This window comes from Sediminicola luteus, assembly GCF_002514735.1.
Classification (GTDB): Bacteria; Bacteroidota; Bacteroidia; order Flavobacteriales; family Flavobacteriaceae; genus HQA918.
This window is the reverse complement of sequence record NZ_NBWU01000004.1, coordinates 180,539-201,800: the sequence shown is the minus strand read 5'-3', so window position 1 is coordinate 201,800 and position 21,262 is coordinate 180,539. Positions and strand designations below refer to the sequence as shown.

Genomic DNA, 21,262 nt, shown 5'->3' with positions numbered 1-21,262 from the left:
GGGTCGGCTTAGTTCTGGTTTGCGTTCAATTGTTCTGCTGCGGTCTGTATGGCTTTTCGTATCCGTACATAAGTACCGCATCGGCAGAGGTTAGCTTGCATGGCGGTGTGTATCTCTTCCAAACTAGGGTTGGGGTTTTGGGCGAGTAGGGCCGTGGCACTCATGATTTGTCCAGATTGGCAATATCCACATTGGGGTACATCGGTTTGGTACCAGGCCTCTTGTACCGTCTGTAAGATGGGATGGGTAGCCGCGCCCTCTATGGTGGTGATTGTTCTACCTTCCAAACTACCAATGGATACCCGACAAGAACGTACGGCATCACCATTTACATGTACGGTACAGGCCCCACAAAGCCCTTTGCCACAACTGTATTTGGTGCCGGTCATATCGAGCAGGTCACGTAGGGCCCAAAGCAAGGGCATTTGGTCTGGGGCATCTACTTGGTAGAGCTCCCCATTAATCATTAAATTTTTCATAAAAACTGAGGTAGTGATTGAAGGTGTATGATTGATGGTTTATATTGAACCCACAGCCCGATAACCAAGGTTCCCTACAAAGTAAAGGTATTAGCGGCCCAAAGGTTTTTTTGAACCGGACTAGTTTTTTCGGATTTCAAGAATCTGAAATAAATTTTTGAAGGGGTTGGACAGAAGCGATAGTTATGGATTTTTGGAACATTTTAATTGCCGTAGTCTGTGGTATAGCCATTTGCCAAGGACTTTTTCTGTGCGTGTTTATCATGGTAAAAAGTGTCAAAAAGTTTACGCCCGCGATATTTTTGGGCATGATGCTCCTGGGCCTGACATTACGTATCTCCAAGTCGTATTACTACTATTTGTTCGACAACGTTCCCTTTTGGGCGGTTATGGTAGCCTTGGCCGGATTATGGACCATAGGACCTTCCTTTTGGTTGTATACCTTAAGTGGTAGACCTAGTAATCTACGGAAAGCCGACTACCTACATTTTGGTCCGGCGGTACTGCTGTTGTTGAGTAGTTTTATAGCAGACCCCGATTGGCAGGTGGTACCATTATATAAGGTAGGGGCCTTGGTTTTGGCGGCCTATGTAGCCGTAAGCTTTGGCTTGTTTTTCTATGGGAATTGGCAGGGCAATCGCAAGCGCTTTTTACTCTTTGGTGGCAGTATGGCCGTGGTAGCGCTCATTTTTATCTTTCAGGCCTTTTTGGCTACGATACAGGGTTATACGGTAGGTACGGTATTGACGTTGATCGTGTTATATGCCATAAATTTTATGCTGTTAACAGATCGTAAACTGCTGCAGACCCATGGGAAATATAAAAAGGGCCCGACAATCGAATTGGATACGATTTACCAAAAGATAACCCTTTTAATGGAAGGGGAGCGGTTATACCGTAAAAAAGGGCTAACCCTGGCCGATTTGGCAAAGGAACTCGATTATCCGGTGTATTTAGTGTCCCAGGCCATAAAGGAACATAAGGGCCTACAATTTAACGCCTTTGTTAATGGGTATCGGGTACAAGAGGTAAAGACCCAATTGGAAGATTTGGAAACCAATGCCAAAATTGAGGTGATTGCCAAAGCAGTAGGTTTTAGCAGTACAGCCTCGTTTTATACGGCCTTTAAGGCCCAAACCCAACATACCCCGCAAGCCTATAGAAAGGCATATGCAAGGCTACAAGCCGAAAAGGTCTAAATAGCCGGAGGTTAGAATATTCAAACTAAGTTTTTAGTTAAATGATAAATGGCGTATTTGATGAAAAGGGGTGAAAGTTTTTCAAATACGGAAATTATGGGTCAGTAAGATATTTGAATTTTGTGGGGGTGCATCTATTTTTTATTATCTATTAGCGTGCCGTCCCGACTGCTGTGCGGGGACTATCGGGATTACCTAGAGATTCAAATATTCGGCCGTCGGACAGGAAAATTTTTCAAATACCTGAATTATTGGTCAGCAATTAATTTGAGTTTTAAATGATCTCCGTCTATTTTCTATCATCTAAAAGCGAAGCGGTCTATCTTCTAAATTTTCATATTCGGCCATTAGCCAAGAAAATTTTCAAATACGCGAATTATAGGAAGGTGGTTGTATGGTTATGGAGATTGGATATACAACGGTAAAGGGTATGGGTTAAAATTTCTATTTTACATAATGTAAATTATGAGACACACCTAATAATATAGGCGACGTAGTTCATCTGATACCTATTTTTTGGAGTTTTTTCACCTATTTACTTTTTCTTTCTATTCGCTTTGTGTTCATTTTTGTATTGCTCAATAAACAAATCAAATGTAGTCCTTTCTATCCCTACAAGTTTGTTGAAAATCAAAGATTCATTATAAATAAGTGTTTCGTTTGAGAGTCTTTCAAATTTGAAATTTAAGTACCAGAAATTCAACTCTACTGATACTTGTATTCCTTTTTTTACATAATAATTATATTTCTCTCCCTTATGTTTCTTGAGGAAAATACAGTATTGATAAATTGCTTCAACGTAATAGTATTTAATATGTTTAAGGTTTTTTAATGCTGTTTTGAAAAAAAGATGTGTTGATCCTTCATCTCTAGATGTTATTGCTTTAATTAAATAAATCATTCCCTTAGTATAGGGATTAGTGATTATAAATCGAGTGGTATCTATTTTAGTATCAGGGTCGTATTTCAACTTCACATAGCTTATTTGAATCAATTCCAAGCTTTCTTTATCATAAAGTTTGGAAATGTAATTTTCCAGGTCTGCCAAGTTTAACTTCCCTGTTTCAAGAAGAATATCATATTCTATAAAGGTTTTGTCCGGTTCATATTCAACTAAATCTAAGGCAACACTAACCAAACCAACCCTAAATAAATCATCAATTATAGTGTTTTTCAAGTACCACCTATCAATTCTATCTTTAAGTGAAAATAGTGATTCACCTTCACACGTTAATATATTTAGAACCTTTACATATGATAAGCGCTCAATTTTATCGTTAAAATTTAAATTTATTAATTCTTCTTTATTGTAAATCTCAAGAATTTCGTCTACAACGCTGAAATCTTTACACCAATAAATTAATTGTAGAATTATAAGTCTATATAGTTTAGCTTCCTTTTCATTCCGATTAAATAATCTTTCTATTTTGTCTTGTCCAATTATTTCAAGAAATTCCTCAAATTGGTTAATATGTCTAAAGAAGTACGCTAAGGAATCTATATAATCTAATTTTTCAGAATTCGGTTTATCAACAAATTCAATAAAGTCAATACACTTTAAATAATTGTTAATGTTATCATCGTGAATTTGTAAGGAATCGGAAGTAGTCAAGATTTGATCCAAAACATTTAGGAAAAATGAATTATACTCAAAACAGAGAGTATAGTATTTTTTCTTGTCTTTCTCCAACCTCCGGTCGAATTGATAACTTGAAAATCTATTTAATATAGATTGTAGTTTTAAGAATCCTCTACTATTTTCAAGTAATGATTTGTCATCTAAGGCTTTGATTTCTTTATCGGTAATTTTTGTGGCATCTTTTTTCTGCTTAGCAAACTTTTTAAGATTTTCTATATGTATCCCGTCGGGAAACAACGAGAGTAGCTCAAAGGCAAATCTTTCTTTTTCATTCAGTTTATCAAAGCCATATTTTATTGAATAGAACAACGAGCTTGATTTTTCAATATTTATGTCTTCAGGCTTTTCAAAAATTTTATTGATGTTCTCATTTTGAAAAATATTGTCCTTTAGTTCATTCTTTAAGAGTTCTAAATTTTTTGATTTTGGAATACCTTTTGAAATAATTTTAATTGCCAAGGGATTATTATTCAAGAGATTTTCGATTATTTCATATCGTAAAACTTCTTCATCTTCTTTAGTTTCTACATTCCCTTTATAGTATTTTTTAAAAAGCTCTAATCCCTCATCAGTTGTAAGATTTCTTAATTCATAAACTTCTTCGAAATCGAGGTCTAAAAGCTGTCTACTGGTTGTAATTATAATGAAATAATCACAAGCGATTGAAACTAAATTCAAAATCCCTGCTTTATCGTTTAGTTGCAGTAAAGTTTCAAAATTATCAAGTATAATAACCGTGTTTTTAGTAAAGTGATTTGTTCGAATTTGCTCAATTACATCACCTGTCGGATCTAGATTAACGCAATTAGCCATCTGATACTCGAAATTATCGTAAGACGTAATTGATTGACAAGAAACATATTGGACTGAGTCATATATTTGTCTTTGAGCTAACTCTAAAACAGATTTTATGATTATCGTGGTCTTGCCAATTCCACCAGACCCCTTAATGGTCAAAATTTTACTCTCATATTCAAGGTCTATTATTTTTCTGATTATGTTCTCTACATCAGTTTTACGTCCTACAAAATTTGCAAGAAGTTTTTTATCCAAGTACCTGGAAATGTTTGTGTTTTGATTTATTATAATTGCTTTACCTTTTTTAAAACTAAAAGGTATCAAGTTTTCTGTTCCAATTTTTTTGTCTATTGTGGAATGAAAATCATTTCTTTTTTTTAATAGTTTAAATAGAATTGTGTCTAATTTCCGTTTAATTTTTGATGGATTTTCATCAATAATGTAGTAGCACGGAGGAGACTTGGCATTTTCTACATTAAATTGAGGATAATCATTAGACACAATAAAAATTCCATTTATTTCGGCAGATAAATTCTCTACCAATTCGGAATGCGATATTTGTCTTGATTGTAGATACTCATCTTCAATAATGAGTTTATTTTTTATGGTTTTTGAAAAAATAATAACCAAACCATTTTCAATGTTTCTTAGTTGTTCAAGATTCAAATATGTAATATTCAATCGCAATTCATATTTGCTTAATACCCTAGAAAATAAATCAACATTATAATTGTAACCTTTGTCTATAGGTTCAGAGAAAAGTAGATTGATTATTGGAATGGTTGACTCGTGATTGGCTTCAATAGTTTCTACTTCAATATCTTCTTTAATTTTTGGTTCCGAGTCTGTTTCAGTTGGTAAAGGTATTTGCTTCAAGACATAATCTATATCAGAATATTGTTCTAAAACAATAGGTTGAATATAAGGGATGTTGAAGTCTTTGCTAGTAGTAAACAAAAAATGATTACTCATTGTTCCCTTAGTAATATTAAATATATGATCCATGATTTCTTTAATGTATGGATCACTAAAGCTGAATCCTATAAAGACTAGTGTTTTATTAAGAATTAGATTTTTAATTTGATTAATTAACAATTCTTCCCTTTCACCATTTTGTTCGTACAATTTTTTGTAATCAGATTCAAACAAAATACAGTTGTCAGGTTCGTCTACGTCTCCATGAATTTTAAAAATATATTCATCTTTACTTGATAAGTTTGAAATACTGTGGATACTATTGAAACTTACCTTATGTACAGAATCTCCTAAAGCTTTTTCAAAGGCATGATCATAGTTAGTAGTTATTATTCTTGAGCATTTAGCAAATATTCTTTTTTGTAATGTAAGGTTACAGTTGTCTTTAAGTCTCAATCTATTTCCTATATAGTCTTGGGCTAATTTTTTATGACCTTTTTTTTCAATTTGAGTAAGAACATCAAGGGCATCCATGTTACTTGTTTCCAACAATTGTTTAAACAAGCCTAAATTATCTGAATTCGTTCGTGATTCTATATGAGATATAATTTCAATCACTAATTGATTCCAATTTGGTAAACCCAAATCAATAGATAAGCCGCTCCCAACAAATAAAACCACATTTTCTTGTTTAAAAGAATCAATTAACGCATTTGGCAATTCAATACTTTTAATTAATTGTGCCGATGGATTTTTTAATTTCATAGTTTGTTCATTGAGTAATTCAATTAGAAATTGACATTGATTCCGAGCATATTTTTGCCTTTATTTCTAATATGAATGTCTCTTTCCGCTTTTGGATATCAGGCCTTGAAGAAAGTAAATCAACTAATGAAGGGGAGTTAGCCGAATTTTTCATGGAGTAAAACTGTTGGATAGGTAGTTTAAATTTAGTACTTAACAACTAGACCACCTAACGCTTTTCCGTAAAATCATAGGTACATTGTGTTTTTTTATCCTTATAATAACTATGGGCTTAGTTTTTTCTTTCCCCTTGTACAATGTACTATGTTAACCATTTAATCAGGTACCCAGTAGAATTGGCCAACTCCCCTACTCGCTTACTATTGAAACCGCCAATCCCCTATCCATAAAGTATCCTAAAACAAAACACCCAACAATAATCCTATTTAAAGGATAGCCGTTGGGTGTGTTTCTTTTAGCTAAGGTAAACTAGCTCCAATTATGATAGGATTCCTCCTCGTTACCTCGTTCGGAATGACATGTATCTAGGGGCTGTGTTTCTAATCGCCCGATTATCGGGCAAATCCGGGCAATACAAAGTCGGCAATCAACTGTAGGGTTTTATTGGTATTGTCGGTACCGGTAACCACGATGATCAAATCTAGCTCTTTGATGTTGATCACATATTGCCCGCCACCGCCTTGGGCCGATTGGCAATAGTAGGTGTTGTCCCCCACTTTTAGGTCGGCCGTCCACCAATAGTAGCCATAGCCTTGTTTAGATACGCTGGGTCCGCCCCCGAATATATCGTCGTCCCCGGTTAAAAATTGGCGGTCCATGGCTTTTTCTAAATAGGCTTTGGGTATCAGCTGCTCCCCTTCCCACTGGCCTTGGTTGGCGGCCAATTGCCCCCATTTTAGCATATCGCGCGATCGAAAACTGCTTCTATACGGGGCATAGGGTAGCCCGCTTGGCGATGTTTTCCATTCGTAGTTGCTGATTCCAAGTTTGTCGAGCAATTCGGTTTTGATAAAATTTGCCGCCCCACCGGGTACCACGGCTTCTATGACCTGCATTACCAAAATGGGGTCCATACCGTAGTTAAAAGATTGGCTGGCCTCTGTTATCGGGGCACTTTGTTCAAAAATGGCCTGTACCTGTTGTTGTCCCTGAATGTTGCCCGGATTCTCGCGCATGGCATCATATTGTTCCTCGGGTATACGTATACCGGATCGCATGGTCAGGGCTTGGTGTAGGGTGACCAATTCGGTACCGGACACAAATTTTTCGGGTGTTAATTCGGGTAGAAAACTGGCTATGGGTTTGTGCAGGTCTTCCATATCTAAATATCCCAATTGTATGGCCCTGCCCAGGGCAAAGGCGGTATACACCTTGGTGGCCGAGGCTTGGGGGTGCGCAAGATCTAGGCGACCCCGGTTGTAATACGATTCAAATAGCAGTTTGTCTTTCTGGTAGACCAGAAAACTGTCGTATACACCGTGCTTTCCGCTGGCTATTTCTTGGGCCAGTTGGTGTATGGCTTTGGGGTCGCCACCATCGGGGCCCAAAACCCCTACCCCTAGCCCATCGTTTCTTTTGGCAGGACTGGTGCTTATAAAGGGTCGGTTTAACAGGGAGACATCGAAAATATAAGAGGGCGCGTTACGACCCGATTCATAATCTAGAATGCGGCCCAACCAAGCCACGCTTTGTAGTATGGTTTGTGGAGCTGCCGTGGTGTGGTCGCCCTCAATAACCTCTTTTTGTACCGAAAGGTAATTGTCCCTACGGTCATTAAGTAGCTTTACAAAAGCATCTATAGGGCCGGTTACTTCTGTTTCTTGGGTACCATAGGTCACAAATACATTGGCATGTACCCCATGGGTCTTTACCGGGTTTTGGGCCAAATAGGCTGCGTTGAGTCGGGTAAGCTCGGGGATTTCGTTTTTTATAGAGGGACTGCCCAAAATATAATTATCAAAGGTATCGGGTTGGGTCATTAGGGCATAAGCCCCAAACTCACCGCCCATGGAATAACCCAAATAGGTGCGACTGCGGGTGTCGGTACGGTAATGTTGATCTATAAAAGGAATCACCTGTTTTTTGATAAAGGCGAGATGCTTGGGGGCCTGCCCCATTTGGTATTTTTTTTGAATTTCCGGTTTTTCAGCAGGTTTTAGGCTAAAATCCCGGATTCGGCTGTAATGGGGGCCTACTTTTTCAAACATTTCCGGTGCTATATTCCTTTGCCAAGAGATGCCGACCAAGATTACGCCTTTAAGCATATACTCAGTGGCGGGCGAAACCATTTCTACATGCCAATCGGCATCGGTATAATAGAGCACGGGATATGTGGTGTCTGTATCCGTAGCATAGTCTTCCGGCAGTTTTATATACAGTTCATATTCCCTATCCAGTGTGGTGTCGGTAATAGGAAACACACTGACTTTCGGATAGGTCAATGATTTGCCTTTGGACTGGGTACCATTTTGGGCGAAGCCTGCCGTGATGCAGAGCAGGATTACAAGTGATCGTACAATTTTCATGCTGTTCGTTTTTTGATGGATGACAGCGTACCTTCTTTAAAAACGGGACACTGTTGCTGATTAACTCCATAAAAATAGTTCGGAAAGGGGCTTGCTTTCTAAATAGGTTTACCAACGCCGCTATAAAATGATGAAACCGTTTCGTCATAGCTATGCCTTTTTTGTCAGAAATACGACCGGGCCCCCACCAATAATGCTACCTTTATACTTTATAGCACTTGGGTTGATGCAAAAAAAATCATGGAAATATATTCTTCTGGTCAATCTGGCTGCCTTTGTTTTGGTCGCCCTTTGGGAGATTTTAAGCATCTGGAACGCCAAACATAAGTTTGAGACCGATCTGGCTTATTATTTACACGGGATTAAGTTTGCCGTGGTGATCATGATCGTGATCTGGTTGAACCATTTTCTGCTTATTCCCTTTATTTACGACAAGCGCAAATATGTAAACTATGCTCTATCCCTGCTTGCTACTATATTTTTGGTTTCCTTTATTCAGGGTTATGCGAACGGATGGGTGTCGGTCTCTAAAATGTTCTTCTTTCTGATCTATTCCACCGGTACGGGGATGGCGGTTTTTTTATTGAGGCGTAACCAACAGATCCAACGGGAGAATGATGAAAAGGAAAAACTTCAGAAAGAGATGGCCCTCAACTATTTGAAGCAGCAGGTGAATCCGCATTTTTTGTTCAATGCCCTCAATAGTATCTATGCCCTTTCGCGGGAACAATCGCCGGAAACCTCTACTGTTGTGATGCAGTTATCGGAATTGATGCGCTATCAATTGGAAAGTAGTAAAAAAGATGCCGTATTACTTCGCGAAGAATTGGAATTTATTGAAAACTATCTATTGCTCGAAGAAAAAAGGCTGAGTAAACGCTGTACGGTCGAGTTTTCGATTTCCGGTTCACCTTTAGAATATACCATTGCGCCCATGTTGTTGATCCCCTTTGTGGAAAATGCCGTAAAACACGGCGCCCAAAGTACCAATGAAGCCAGTAACATAGAAGTTTCGGCCACCATTCATGAGGGAAGGCTTCATTTTAATGTGCACAACAGCAAACCTAGCCAAGGGGCAGCCTCGGCCGGACCGGGTACGGGATTGGAGAATGTAAAAAGACGACTGCAATTGGTGTACCCGCAAGCACACCGTTTACAGCTCGAGGATTCCGAAAGGGAATTTCGGATAGATTTGACCGTTGACCTTAAAAAATCGAGTATATGATACAGGTAGGAATCATAGATGACGAAGAACTGGCCCGAAAGGTCATGGCCGATTACTGTGCCAAAATTGACCATTTTGAGGTGGTCTTGAATACGGGCAATCCGTTGGAGTTCATCAATTTTATTCAGGGCAACCCCTTGGATTTGATTTTTTTGGATATCGAAATGCCCGAACTTAATGGGTTGGAGATATTGGGCGCCTTAAAAAATCCGCCTAAGGTGATCTTAACCACGGCCTATTCAGAGTATGCCTTGGCGAGCTACGAATACGGCGTGGTCGATTATTTGTTGAAACCCATAAAAATAGACCGATTTCTTAAGGCCATCAATAAGGTTTCGCCTTCCGATTGGGCACCGCGTAAAAAGGAGAGTGACAGCCAAGAATTGCAGATAAAACATGATGGTATTCCGGTGAATATTCCGTTTCGTTCCATTCAGTATATCAAAAGTTTCGGGAATTATATCAAGATCTTTACCGATATGCGCATGTACTTGGTTTCCGAGACCCTGACGCGTATAAGTGGGCAACTGCCCGATAACTTTCAGCGTACCCATAAATCGTATATCGCCAACCTCCATAGGGTGGATAAGGCCACCAAGGGCAGTTTGCAGATCGCGGATAATGAAGTGCCCATTAGCACCACCTATAAGGTTTTGGTATGTAAAGCCCTCGACGATTTGGCCAAAACCTAGCGGACTTTTTCTGCTGATTTTTAGTCCACTAGAACCACCGCCAATCGATTGTGGATAAGTTACCGCCCCGCCCCCTTTTTTACCTTTTTGGGAAACTTATATTTGCGCCCTTCTATTAAACACCATAACTATGAGCGCAATTTGGTTCGAATGCAAGGTAAAATATCGTAAAATGGATGAGGCAACCGGCCAACTCAAAGCCAAAACGGAACCCTTTTTGGTAGATGCGGTATCGTATACTGAGGCCGAACGCCGCATTACCGAAGAAATGCAAGCCTATCTGTTGGATAGCGAAGAGATCAAGATCACCAATATCAAAGTGGCCAACTTTGCCGAAATACACCCTTTTGAAAACTCCGACCGCTGGTTTAAAAGTAAAGTGTCGCTAATCGCCTTTGACGAGGAAAGCGGCAAAGAGCGTAAAAGCAACCAATACCTTTTGGTTCAGGCCAACGATGTAAAAGAAGCCTATGAAAATACCATGGTAGCCATGAAAGATACTATGGGTGAATTTAGCATACCAGCCGTGGCCGAATCGCCAATAATGGATGTTTTCCCTTATTTCTCAGGCGAGGAAGACGATTTAGAACGTATCAATCGCTTTACCGAATTGAAAAACTCCGTAGGCCATACCAACGGCGTAAACGAAGCCTTGGAAATGGAAGATAGCCTGGTAGAGTAGTTATACCATTTCAATATTGAAATACCACCTAAAAAATGGTTCTTTTTACCTTTGGTCATCAAAATAAAATAAAACCGTAGCTTAGGCTATACTTTGATTTTCTTTTTCGCCCAAAGAAAAAATCCCTGCTTTTTTATTGGTTGAATCTCAAAATTGAAATGGTATTTCCAGTGGACTAGTGATTTAGTATGCTAGTATTACACTCCACTAACCCACTAACCCACTAACCCACTATTTCACTAATTACTAGCTCACTAAATCACTAACCCATGTGGATGTATCTAGGGCTCTTGGCGGCCTTGTTTTTAGGATTTCACAACTTGTGCAAGAAGCATGCGGTACAAGGTAACGAGGTGTTTCCGGTACTTTTGGGTACTATTGGTACGGCCTTTTTACTTTTTTTGCCCTTGTATGGTATTTCGGTGGTGTCGCCGGAAATGGCCCAAACCCAAGGGTTTTATATTACCCCCCTACCCTGGGCCTCCCATGGTTTTATTTTTATAAAGTCCATGATCATGGCGGCCTCGTGGTTGTTGGCCTATCAGGCCTTAAAGCATTTGCCGATAACCTTGGTAACTCCGATACGCTCGGCCGGACCCTTTTTTACCTTTATCGGGGCTTTGTTGATCTATCAAGAAAAACCAGGGCCTTGGCAGTGGGTAGGATTCTTTTTGATTTTGTTATCGGTAATCGGGTATTCCCGTATCGGGAAAAAAGAAGGCATCCATTTTGGGCGTAACAAATGGGTTTTTGCCATTATCGGCGCTACCTTTTTAGGGGCCTCTAGCGGCTTATACGATAAGTTTTTAGTGCAGTATGTAGACCTAAATCCGCAGACTTTGTTGTTTTGGTTTTGCTTTTATACGGTACTTATTTTATTGCTGATACTGGCGGCCACCTGGTTCCCTTACCCCGCCAAACGTAAGGCCTTTGTATGGCGCTGGTCTATTCCGGCCGTGGGTTTTCTCTTGCTCGGGGCCGATTATTTCTATCTCAAGGCACTGGAAGATCCCGAAGCTTTGATCATGTTACTCTCGGCCATTAAACGGAGCCAATTGATTATAGCCGTGGTGGTGGGCGGACTCATCTTTAAAGAGAAGAACAAACGCAAAAAACTGATTCCCCTTACGGGTATCCTAATCGGGGTGTTTTTGATTCTCTATACGTAGGGTTTAGGGTTGAGTTCTGAGTTCTGAGTTCTGAATTCTGAATTCAGGGTGATATTCCCTAACTTTAGGTTATGGAAAGAAATTGGAAGTACGCGTTGTTGCTGTTTGTTTTTTGTAGCTACACTTTTGGCCAGTCGGAGGCCTATCAAGAAAAAAAGGCCGAAAAAATCGCCAAAGGTTCGGTATTTACCAAAATTATCAATCGGGAGCTTCCGGCCACTATCGTTTATGAAGACGATGAGATCATTTCCTTTGTTCCTCTGCGTCCGCAAGCCCCGGTACATTTGTTGATCGTTCCCAAAAAGGAAATCCATACTATAAACGATATAGCCGCAGCAGATGCCTCACTTATTGGTAAAATGCATCTAGTAGCGGCCCAATTGGCCCGTGAAAAAGGTATTGCCGAAACAGGATATCGATTGGCTTTCAATACCAATGAAGATTCCGGTCAATCGGTATTTCATATCCATATGCATCTTTTGGGGGGCATTACATTAGGGCCCATGGTAGATCAGACGTATCGGAATAATGTGGAGAAAGAAAATAAGCATTAAATAAAGTTGACTTCTTTTTGGGATTGTTTTTCAATTTTTGAGTTTTAAAAAGATGCTATCCAAAAGGGATTGTACTATATAAATCATAATATTACTATAAATATAGTTATACTTTGGTTCTTTGCTGTATATTTGTCGGCATGAAGGAACAACTCACCAAAGCCGAAGAACAACTGATGCAGTATGTTTGGCAGCTAAAACAGGCGTATCTAAAAGATATTGTAGCCGAATACCCCGACCCCAAACCTGCCTATACCACCATTTCTACCGTGGTTAGGGTTTTAGTTCGTAAGGGGTTTTTAAACTTCGAAAGTTTTGGAAAAGTGAGGCGCTATGCCCCTACCCTGACCAAAGAACAGTATTATGGGGGACAATTAAAACATATGATCGGAAACTTCTTTGATGGTTCCTCGAGCCGTTTTGCCTTGTATTTTGCCGAAAATGAAAGCTTGAAATTAAACGAGTTGGAAGAAATGAAGGCCCTTATTGAGGCCAAAATCAAACAATTAAAGCAGCATGATTAGTTTCTTCGCGTATCTATTGGAGGCTGGGGTGGTTTTTAGCATCCTCTTTTTGGTGTATCGTATAGGTTTGGCCCAATTGACTTTTTATTCTTGGAACCGGGCCATTTTGTTGGCGATGATCCCAATTTCCTTGGTTTTTCCTTTTTTACCAGCGATAGGTTGGATAAGTACACCCAGCTTACCAGAACTGTGGGAGCCTATGGTGGGGCTACACGAAAGTGTGACGGTTCAAAGCCCAATTTCATCACAAAATGCGGGCAGATTTGGAATGCTACTTTTCCTAGCTTTTACCTGCGGCTTTATTTGGAGGGTGTTGATGTTGGTTTTAGAACACCATCGGCTTTGGCGGCTTAGATCTACGATTAAAAGTTCTGATACTTATGACCATAAGGTTTATCGGGCTCCTATAGATAGGGTTTTTGCCTATTTCAATACCATTTATATACCTGAGGATGCGGTTATAGACCCCTTGGTTTTGGCCCATGAAAAGGCACATATTCGCCTAAGGCATAGTTATGATCTGGTCTTATTTGAAATGTATCAGCTGTTTTTCTGGTGGAATCCCCTACTGATGGGGTACCGTAAAAGTTTAAAATCGGTACAAGAATTCCAGGCCGATGCTTTGGTGGCCGGTGATACTCAAGTGTTGCCCGAGTATTTGGAGTTGTTGATGGGAGTCTCGCAAGATTTTCGTCCGCAAACGGGCCTGAGTTATTTTAGTCAACCGGTAATGTTACAGCGGGTACGTATGTTGTGCAAAACACCGTCGAACCCAAATCACAAATGGCGCTATCTATTGCCTGCCCTAGTAGTATTGGTTTGTCTTTTAGGTTTTAAAAGCCCGGTATATGTCTCCCCTATGGTGGTGATTCCGGAATCGGTAGATCCCTTACCGCCTTTTTCGTTTCCCTTATTAGGGGCCAATCGTGATCAGATCAGTAGCACTTTCGGGGTAAAATCTAAACGGCATGTCCATAAAAATGGATTTCATGGCGGTATCGATATAAGGGCCAAGTTGGGTAGCCCGGTGGTTGCGGCGGCCGATGGAATCGTTATCAAAGCTGTCGAGCAAGGCAATTGGGGTAAGTTGATCATTATCAGCCATGCCAACGGCTTTGAAACCTGGTACGCCCATTTAGATGCCTTTGATATTAAAAACGGACAGTCTGTAAGTCAAGGTGAGCGCATTGGAAAGGCAGGGGAAACCGGATTGGCCACAGGTCCGCATCTACACTTTGAAATTAAACGTAACGGGGAACGTGTAGATCCCTTGGATTATCTGGAATAAAAAGGAATAACCAACAACTGGGGGTTTGATTTGGCCCAGTTGTTACAAAATCAGTATTTTGCCCTGCTTTTAGCAGTTTAGGGCCATGGCCCAAAAAGCACGAGAACACTATATGAAACGGATAAATAAAACCCTGGTAGTTTGTCTACTGGCCAGTATTTATATGGCCTATGGCCAAACAAAAAGAGTCGATTCGCGCCAGATTCCGGGCACCGATATCATTAAGCCTGAATTCGATCTAGAGGCTTTGGAGGCTTATTTGCCCCAAGGTCAAAAAGAAATCGATTCGACCCCAACGAATCAAGCACCTGATATTACCGCCCAGTATTGGGATACCACCCAGGTTAGGGCGCATAAAAATGTAAAAGTCGATTTTCCGTTTAAAATCGAATTCCAAGATTCAACCTATCACAATCCTATCGGAAAGAAGATGGTGGTTACCTCCCGCTATGGTTGGCGTTGGCGAAGGAACCACAATGGTATAGATATCGATTTGATCAGTGGCGACTCCATTTATAGTCTGTTCGATGGTGTGGTGCGTTTTGTGGGCTATAGTTCGGGTCATGGACGTACCGTGGTAGTACGGCATTACAATGGTTTGGAAACTACCTATGCCCATATGTCCAAATATGGCACTGTAAAAGCCAACGACAGTATAAGCAAAGGGGCTTTTTTAGGCTATGGCGGGCGTTCGGGCAATGCCCGTGGGAGCCATTTACATTTAGAGGCCAAATATAAAGGGGTACCCATTCACCCCGAATACCTGTTTACTTTTGACGATAGCCGTGCCGTAAGGGCCAAAACCATTTGGGTGACCAAAAAATGGACCCAAGCCTACCGCTATAGTAGCCGTCGTAAACCAAAATTGGATTTATATACCACCGAACCCGAGGCTCTGGCGGGTATTAAGGCCCAAAAGAAAATCTATATCGTAAAACGGGGCGATACCCTTTCGCGAATTGCCCAAAAGAACCAAACCCGTATCTCGGCCATCTGTAAAGCCAACCATATTAAAAGTACCTCTACCCTGCGCATAGGACAGCGTTTGGTAATCGATTAAGTTCGAAGCTTGACCCTGATTTTGGAAGTATAATTTTCAATTAAAACGGTTTCTTGCCAATTAATTGAGTTGCCGATATGTTTTCGGACTCATACCAGTACGTTTTTTAAACAGTTTGCTAAAGTGTTGGGAGTATTCAAAACCTAGGTCAAAAGCGATTTCCCCAATACTATGCGAACTGCCCAATAATTGGTTTTTGGCCCGGTTGATCACAAAGGCATCAATATGTTCCTTGGCACTTTTACCACTTTCCTTTTTTAGTAGGTCACTGAGGTATTTGGGCGATAGGCCCAATTGCTGGCCGCAAAACTTTACCGTAGGTAATCCTAATTCCTTCGGGTTTTCCGATTCAAAATAGTCCCTTAGTAAGACCTCAAAATCAGCCATTAGGTCTTGGTTAAGATCGGTACGTATAATAAACTGCCGATCATAATAGCGGGTGCAATAATCGAGTAATAAGGTAATATTGGAAACGATCAGTTTTTGACTGTGTTTATCAATCGGTCTTTCGTATTCATCACGGATCTTAGCTACGATTTCGGTTACGGTTTGCTGTTCTTTTTCCGAAAGGTGGAGGGCCTCATGGGTTTCGTAATCGAAAAAGGTATATTGGCCAATACTACGGCCCAAATCCGAACGTCTTATCAGATCCGGATGGAACAAAAGCACCCACCCTTTGGCATCGTCTGAGATAATCTCGTGCTGGGGCTGCAATACCTGTCCGGCCTTGCTAAAGATCATGGTGCCATCTTCGTAATCATAGGAATTACGGCCATACCCCATAGAACCCGTAATCCCATCCTTCAAGGAAACAAAAAAGAGATCGAAACGAATGCGTTCGTCTTGTACCATTTCACGGGGCAGATCCCGTACCGGAATAACTGAAACCAAGGGATGTGAAGGAGGGGCTAACCCCATTAGGCTATGTACCTCGAAAATACTTTCAATCGATTTCATTTCAATACTTTTTGTTTAAAATACGGAATATGACCTAAACCAATTTTCCGATAGGAAATAGTAGCCCTACTTTTTTAGCGTCCTGCTTAAAATGAATGTAGGTATTACCCTTACACTTCCTGCATTTGACGTATCTGTTTTAGCATTATTTTCTTAGGGGTAAACGGAATCATACCCATCATCAGTTTTTGGGAAAAGGTAAGACCGGATACCACATCGAGTTTTCCCCGAAGCATACCTTGGTAGCCATCTTGGGCCACTGAAAGCGCGGTTGCCGTCTTGTCGAATAGGTCGGTTTTGTCCATACCTGAAGTACTGGCAAATTCCGTTTCGGTGGCACCGGGCATTAAGTTGGTTACGGTAACGGCTGTGTCGTGTAATTCTTCGGCAAGGGCATTACTGAAAAAGGTTACATAGGCCTTGGTGGCAAAATATACGGCTTGTAACGGACCGGGCATAAAACTGGCCGTAGAGCTCACATTCAGTATTTTACCTTGGTTACGCTCGACCATATGGGGTAAGAAATAGCGGGTAAGGGCCGTTAGGGCCATAACATTTAATTGGATCATGCCACGGTCTTGGTCCCAATCGCGTTCATGAAACTTTCCACGACCCCCAAAACCGGCATTATTGATTAAGTAATCAATAGTTACTCCGTCTTGTTTTACTTGGTCATAAATCTCTTTCGGACCGTCTGGTAAGCCTAAGTCTTTGGCCAAAACCCGTACCTCTACCCCATATTGTTGTTCCAATTCAGCTTTAAGGGACTCGAGTTTTTCAACCCTTCGGGCCACGATATACATATCGCCGCCATTTTGGGCATGAATACGAGCGAATTCGGTACCTAAACCACTAGAAGCTCCTGTAATTAATGCAACGTTTTTCATGATTTCAGAATTTATAACGCAAAATTACAGAGCACTACCCTCTTCAAATGTATACATAGGGCGGAAGCTTGAATACAAATGGCGGTTTGCTTATATTAATTCATAAGTACAAGTATGGTCTCAATAATTGGGGTTCGGGGAGACCTCATCCAATACCTCAATTTCTTTTTCCAAATATTCCACTTGGCCATTAGGGGTATAGCTTTCTACAACAATAGTATATTTTCCGGCTTGGTCACTAGAGTAAAAAGGAATTTGGGCATGACCGGAAGCATCCCATTCCACTTGGGGTATCCATTGTAAAATGGTCCGTAGGTCGGGTTGGTTCGTTTTCATCTCGGCAAATTTTGGTTCATAAAACTCCTTAATTGGTGAAAACGACGGCACTAAGGCGGTGGTGGTTCCGGGGGTCGGTCTATAATTGGCATATACCCCGACTTTGTTTTTGGTTTCCACAGCAATGATATTACCGATACTGGGCGCCTCAAGGGGGTGGGTTTCTGGAAAAACCTCCAAAAATCTGGACCTGAAAAATTTGGCCGGACGAATAATCTCGATTTTTTCGACTATGTCGGGATCCATATGGGGCAACCATTCATATTCATATTTTTCGATCAAACGTCCATCGACCATGATCAGGGTGGGCCCGGCCCCGTGTACATGGGCTAGCATAAAACCATCTGGGAATTGTTCAATTTTTACGATATGGCCATAGTTGAACAACAAAATACTGTACAGGCCATACGACCAATCCTTTTCTTTGGCCTTTATAGCCTCCCCTTCTATGATAACATCGGGTTCTCCATATTTTTTATAAAAGGCCTTTTTTTCGGGGGTAAGATGAAAATCTTCGAGTATTACCTCATCCAATTGGGTAACCCCGAAAAGGGAGTCGAAAACCATTTCTACCCGGGCCCGATCGGTTTGGGCTTGTTTAATGGCCAAGGTTTTGGTTTGTATGCGCTCGGCAGGTATAGGGCTATGTTCGTAAACGACTTTTGGGGGTTGAAAACTGTCCAAAACTATTTTATAACCTTGTCCCTTGGTCTTGGGGTGTTTGGTCTGCAGCCAAAGTTTTTGGGCGATTCCGTATGTTTCGGCCAGATTGAATTGAAATTGCCCCAGACTATCTAAAGTTTGGTTTTCGAAAAGAAAGGGGTTTCCTAAGGCTGCTAAGGTTAACTGGGCCCCGGCCAGTGGATTTTTGCGAAGGCCCTTGGATAGTACCTTACCTTTGACCGCTAAGTTTTTTTGTGGCCAGAAATAGGAGTTACCCACCCGCTTAGCCGGATATTTATAGTTACGCCAACCTTGGGTTAGTAATAAGGCATCTAAATCGTTTTTTCGAATACTATTTTCTTGGAAATAAAAATTGGGGGTCTCAATGGTACCCTTTAGTTCGGACTGCAACAGCATAAAAGAGCGAATATGTGCAGGAGGTATGCGTTCCGATTTATTCATTATTAATACCGAACTTTCAACGGGTAGTTGTCTATCTTTGCTATTAAGGGCCAAGGAAAGGGTCGATTTTTTCCGTTTCCGCAACTGATAGTTGTCCGTATCTATGTTTACTAAGTCCTCGCCTGGAATAGTATTAAAAAAGAGTCTTTCAGCAACAGCTTGTCCATTTTGGTCTTTTAAGGTAAAAATCAAAATTCCCTCTGGGAGTTCCGAATAAGGTATTTGAGCATGGAAACGCCCCTTTTTTATATGTCCGTCCAAGGTGTATAGATTACGGCCCCGGCCCGAGACATATATCGATAGATTTTTATCCGGAACATTTTTGGTGTTTACCATCGCCCGTATATGATCGCCCAGCTTAAAAATATTCATAACATAGCCATGTTGTGCTACTTGGGGTAATGCATATTCCAAAGAGTTGATGCCGGATTCTAATTCTACCTTGGCATAATAACCTTTATCGAACTCGGGTACAAATGAAAAATAGCCCATGCCTAGTTCATTAGACTTAAAGTCAATGACTTGATTACCATCGCGGTCATATATTACACCTGTAACGGTGGCCCCTTTACCATCGATACCCACGGATTTGAACCCGATTTTGGTCATGATACCGGTGACTAAAGAACCGCTCTCCGGGAAGAATTGTAGGTCGGGTGCCGGGGTACTGGCGTATAAGGTCTTGCTGAATTTTTGTCCCATACCCGAGTCTAGGGTAAGGGTTAGCCAATCGGGACGTTGTTCAAAATGCCGTTCCCAAGCTATGGGTTCCCCTTTATTTTTTAAGGCAACACTATCTCTGGTTTGACCGTTATCGAAATACAACCAGAGCTTTTTCTTTTGTTTGTATTTATCTAGTTGGCTGGGGTTAAGGGTTAGTTTTAGGGTATAGCCGCCCTCTGGGTTTTCTTCCCATCTGCCCTGTTCAATCGCCAAGTGGTCGTTCCTCCCTAGGCTTACGATTTGTACATATTCCGTAAAAAGGAAATCATCACCAAAATTGCGGTTCCATTGGGTATAGGCCCTAAGCTGATAACGCCCGGGAAAATGGTCTTTGTCCAGCTCGAAGCCCCCCTGCCCTACGCCATGTTCTAACTTTACGATTTTGTGGGAGACCACTTTTCCATAAGGGTTTACCAAATCTACATAGAGTATACCACTTTGGGTAGTGGGCCAATGGGATTCGGCATAACTTACCAAGGCTTTAAACCATAGGGTTTGGTCGTTGGCCACCATGGTTGTCGGAATTTGTAGATAGATTTTTTCCGGACCCTTACCTGCTATTGATTGGTTTTCTTGTAAAGCTTGCGCCCTCAGTTGGGTACAGGACCAACTTAGCAAAAGCAGATAAAAAAAACGATTTAGGGGTACATAGATTTTCGGGTTGGCCATTTCGGTCTTTTTTGGTTCTCTCTTAAAATATGAAAATAGACCAATGAAAACCAAATATTTAGACGAATAAAAGGAGTGTGACGATCAATTATTGGAAAGGTAATTTTCCCAAATCAACATTACCGCCAGAAAGTATGATGCCTACTTTTTTACCCTTAATGGCATCGGTTTCCTTTAAAATGGCGGCCAAAGCCACGGCACTAGAGGGTTCAACAACTATTTTCATACGCTCCCAAAGCAAACGCATGGCGTTTTTGATTTCGGTCTCGCTTACCCGGGTTATGCCACTGACATATTCTTGTATTATGGGGAAATTGAGGTGTCCCAATTGCGTTTTTAGGCCGTCTGCTATGGTTTGTGGATTGGTATTGGTCTCAATTTTTCCTGATATCATCGACCTATAGGCGTCGTCGGCATTTAGGGGTTCGCCTCCCCAGGTTTTACAAGAATCGGTAAAGGTATTTACGGCCAGTGCGGTTCCGGCTATTAGCCCACCCCCACCTACCGGGCATAAGACCCAATCCAGATCCGGATGGACTTCTATCAACTCCATAGCGGCCGTAGCGTTGCCTAAAATCACATCCATATCATTACTGGGATGGATAAACGTGGCACCCGTTCGATCCATTATGGTTTTACTGGTTTGCTCTCGGGCCTCCAAGGTGGGCGTACATTCGGTTATCTGTCCGCCATAACCCAATACGGCTTCCTTTTTTACTATAGGGGCCGTTTCCGGCATTACGATATATGCCGGAACTTGCAAATTTTTGGCCGCCAAGGATACGGCTTGGGCAAAATTTCCTGAAGAATGGGTCACTACGCCGTTTTTTCTTTCAGATTCGGGTAATGATAGAATCGCATTTAAGGCCCCACGCATTTTAAAGGCTCCCATTTTCTGGAAGTTCTCACATTTAAAATAGACTTGGGCATCGCAGATACGGTTAATTGTAGCTGAAGTTAGTATAGGGGTGTTATGTACAAAGGGTAGCATACGTAGGTGTATGGTCTCCAGTCTTTCCTTGGTAATCGGACTCATGCCTTGTTTTTTCCC

At 41.1% G+C, this 21,262-nt stretch carries 16 protein-coding genes; 9 read left to right on the top strand and 7 right to left on the bottom strand.

Annotated elements, in window-relative coordinates; translation table 11 throughout:
- Nucleotides 1–8: 8 nt before the first annotated feature.
- Nucleotides 9–479, bottom strand: a complete 471-nt coding sequence (locus tag B7P33_RS13195) for a (2Fe-2S)-binding protein (protein ID WP_097442975.1) — start codon at nucleotides 477–479, stop codon at nucleotides 9–11.
- Between the two features lie 185 nt (nucleotides 480–664).
- Between B7P33_RS13195 and B7P33_RS13190 the strand changes: the two genes are divergently transcribed.
- A complete protein-coding gene (locus B7P33_RS13190) occupies nucleotides 665–1,678 on the top strand; it encodes a helix-turn-helix domain-containing protein (protein WP_097442491.1) in 1,014 nt (337 codons plus the stop codon).
- Nucleotides 1,679–2,213: 535 nt separating this feature from the next.
- Here B7P33_RS13190 and B7P33_RS13185 read toward each other — a convergent pair.
- Together B7P33_RS13185 and B7P33_RS13180 are read right to left on the bottom strand one after the other, a co-directional pair.
- Nucleotides 2,214–5,795, bottom strand: coding sequence for an SIR2 family protein (locus tag B7P33_RS13185; RefSeq protein ID WP_097442490.1), 3,582 nt, complete (start codon nucleotides 5,793–5,795; stop codon nucleotides 2,214–2,216).
- 551 nt (nucleotides 5,796–6,346) lie between these two features.
- Nucleotides 6,347–8,320: a serine hydrolase gene (locus tag B7P33_RS13180; protein WP_097442489.1), complete on the bottom strand. Its 1,974-nt coding sequence runs from the start codon at nucleotides 8,318–8,320 to the stop codon at nucleotides 6,347–6,349.
- Between the two features lie 226 nt (nucleotides 8,321–8,546).
- Here B7P33_RS13180 and B7P33_RS13175 point away from each other — a divergent pair, with 226 nt between their 5' ends.
- The 8 genes from B7P33_RS13175 to B7P33_RS13140 all read left to right on the top strand — a co-directional run bounded on the left by B7P33_RS13175 (nucleotide 8,547) and on the right by B7P33_RS13140 (nucleotide 15,514).
- Nucleotides 8,547–9,545, top strand: coding sequence for a sensor histidine kinase (locus B7P33_RS13175; protein WP_172435948.1), 999 nt, complete (start codon nucleotides 8,547–8,549; stop codon nucleotides 9,543–9,545).
- Nucleotides 9,542–10,237: a LytR/AlgR family response regulator transcription factor gene (locus tag B7P33_RS13170; RefSeq protein WP_097442487.1), complete on the top strand. Its 696-nt coding sequence runs from the start codon at nucleotides 9,542–9,544 to the stop codon at nucleotides 10,235–10,237. Before B7P33_RS13175 ends, B7P33_RS13170 begins: the two co-directional genes overlap by 4 nt.
- A gap of 130 nt (nucleotides 10,238–10,367) precedes the next feature.
- Entirely contained in the window at nucleotides 10,368–10,919 is a 552-nt protein-coding gene (locus tag B7P33_RS13165) for a DUF4494 domain-containing protein (RefSeq protein WP_097442486.1), read from the top strand.
- Between the two features lie 269 nt (nucleotides 10,920–11,188).
- Entirely contained in the window at nucleotides 11,189–12,088 is a 900-nt protein-coding gene (locus B7P33_RS13160; RefSeq protein WP_097442485.1) for a DMT family transporter, read from the top strand.
- A 71-nt stretch (nucleotides 12,089–12,159) separates the two neighbouring features.
- Nucleotides 12,160–12,642, top strand: coding sequence for a histidine triad nucleotide-binding protein (locus B7P33_RS13155; RefSeq protein ID WP_097442484.1), 483 nt, complete (start codon nucleotides 12,160–12,162; stop codon nucleotides 12,640–12,642).
- A 140-nt stretch (nucleotides 12,643–12,782) separates the two neighbouring features.
- Nucleotides 12,783–13,166 carry a BlaI/MecI/CopY family transcriptional regulator gene (locus B7P33_RS13150; protein ID WP_097442483.1) on the top strand — a complete coding sequence of 128 codons (384 nt, stop codon included), beginning with the start codon at nucleotides 12,783–12,785 and terminating at the stop codon, nucleotides 13,164–13,166.
- Nucleotides 13,159–14,454 (top strand): peptidoglycan DD-metalloendopeptidase family protein, encoded by a 1,296-nt coding sequence (locus B7P33_RS13145; protein WP_097442482.1) that lies wholly within the window; start codon nucleotides 13,159–13,161, stop codon nucleotides 14,452–14,454. The genes B7P33_RS13150 and B7P33_RS13145 overlap by 8 nt, the downstream gene beginning before the upstream one ends.
- A 112-nt stretch (nucleotides 14,455–14,566) precedes the next feature.
- Nucleotides 14,567–15,514, top strand: coding sequence for a M23 family metallopeptidase (locus B7P33_RS13140; RefSeq protein ID WP_097442973.1), 948 nt, complete (start codon nucleotides 14,567–14,569; stop codon nucleotides 15,512–15,514).
- Between the two features lie 60 nt (nucleotides 15,515–15,574).
- Here B7P33_RS13140 and B7P33_RS13135 read toward each other — a convergent pair whose 3' ends face one another.
- From B7P33_RS13135 to B7P33_RS13120, 4 genes are all read right to left on the bottom strand, one after another.
- Nucleotides 15,575–16,471: a helix-turn-helix domain-containing protein gene (locus B7P33_RS13135; protein ID WP_097442481.1), complete on the bottom strand. Its 897-nt coding sequence runs from the start codon at nucleotides 16,469–16,471 to the stop codon at nucleotides 15,575–15,577.
- A 110-nt stretch (nucleotides 16,472–16,581) separates the two neighbouring features.
- Nucleotides 16,582–17,358 (bottom strand): SDR family NAD(P)-dependent oxidoreductase, encoded by a 777-nt coding sequence (locus B7P33_RS13130; protein WP_097442480.1) that lies wholly within the window; start codon nucleotides 17,356–17,358, stop codon nucleotides 16,582–16,584.
- A gap of 120 nt (nucleotides 17,359–17,478) precedes the next feature.
- Nucleotides 17,479–20,211, bottom strand: a complete 2,733-nt coding sequence (locus B7P33_RS13125) for a hypothetical protein (protein WP_141402483.1) — start codon at nucleotides 20,209–20,211, stop codon at nucleotides 17,479–17,481.
- Nucleotides 20,212–20,299: 88 nt separating this feature from the next.
- On the bottom strand, nucleotides 20,300–21,247 hold the full coding sequence (locus B7P33_RS13120) for a threonine/serine dehydratase (protein WP_097442478.1): 948 nt from the start codon (nucleotides 21,245–21,247) through the stop codon (nucleotides 20,300–20,302).
- Nucleotides 21,248–21,262: the final 15 nt, after the last annotated feature.

Bases quoted from the DNA above. Each gene is read 5' to 3' on its own strand.
- B7P33_RS13120 (WP_097442478.1), bottom strand. From the start codon at position 21,247: ATGAGTCCGATTACCAAGGAAAGACTGGAGACCATACACCTACGTATG.
- B7P33_RS13155 (WP_097442484.1), top strand. From the start codon at position 12,160: ATGGAAAGAAATTGGAAGTACGCGTTGTTGCTGTTTGTTTTTTGTAGC.
- B7P33_RS13145 (WP_097442482.1), top strand. From the start codon at position 13,159: ATGATTAGTTTCTTCGCGTATCTATTGGAGGCTGGGGTGGTTTTTAGC.
- B7P33_RS13195 (WP_097442975.1), bottom strand. From the start codon at position 479: ATGAAAAATTTAATGATTAATGGGGAGCTCTACCAAGTAGATGCCCCA.
- B7P33_RS13190 (WP_097442491.1), top strand. From the start codon at position 665: ATGGATTTTTGGAACATTTTAATTGCCGTAGTCTGTGGTATAGCCATT.
- B7P33_RS13160 (WP_097442485.1), top strand. From the start codon at position 11,189: ATGTGGATGTATCTAGGGCTCTTGGCGGCCTTGTTTTTAGGATTTCAC.
- B7P33_RS13150 (WP_097442483.1), top strand. From the start codon at position 12,783: ATGAAGGAACAACTCACCAAAGCCGAAGAACAACTGATGCAGTATGTT.
- B7P33_RS13180 (WP_097442489.1), bottom strand. From the start codon at position 8,320: ATGAAAATTGTACGATCACTTGTAATCCTGCTCTGCATCACGGCAGGC.
- B7P33_RS13165 (WP_097442486.1), top strand. From the start codon at position 10,368: ATGAGCGCAATTTGGTTCGAATGCAAGGTAAAATATCGTAAAATGGAT.
- B7P33_RS13135 (WP_097442481.1), bottom strand. From the start codon at position 16,471: ATGAAATCGATTGAAAGTATTTTCGAGGTACATAGCCTAATGGGGTTA.
- B7P33_RS13125 (WP_141402483.1), bottom strand. From the start codon at position 20,211: ATGGCCAACCCGAAAATCTATGTACCCCTAAATCGTTTTTTTTATCTG.
- B7P33_RS13170 (WP_097442487.1), top strand. From the start codon at position 9,542: ATGATACAGGTAGGAATCATAGATGACGAAGAACTGGCCCGAAAGGTC.
- B7P33_RS13175 (WP_172435948.1), top strand. From the start codon at position 8,547: ATGCAAAAAAAATCATGGAAATATATTCTTCTGGTCAATCTGGCTGCC.
- B7P33_RS13185 (WP_097442490.1), bottom strand. From the start codon at position 5,795: ATGAAATTAAAAAATCCATCGGCACAATTAATTAAAAGTATTGAATTG.
- B7P33_RS13140 (WP_097442973.1), top strand. From the start codon at position 14,567: ATGAAACGGATAAATAAAACCCTGGTAGTTTGTCTACTGGCCAGTATT.
- B7P33_RS13130 (WP_097442480.1), bottom strand. From the start codon at position 17,358: ATGAAAAACGTTGCATTAATTACAGGAGCTTCTAGTGGTTTAGGTACC.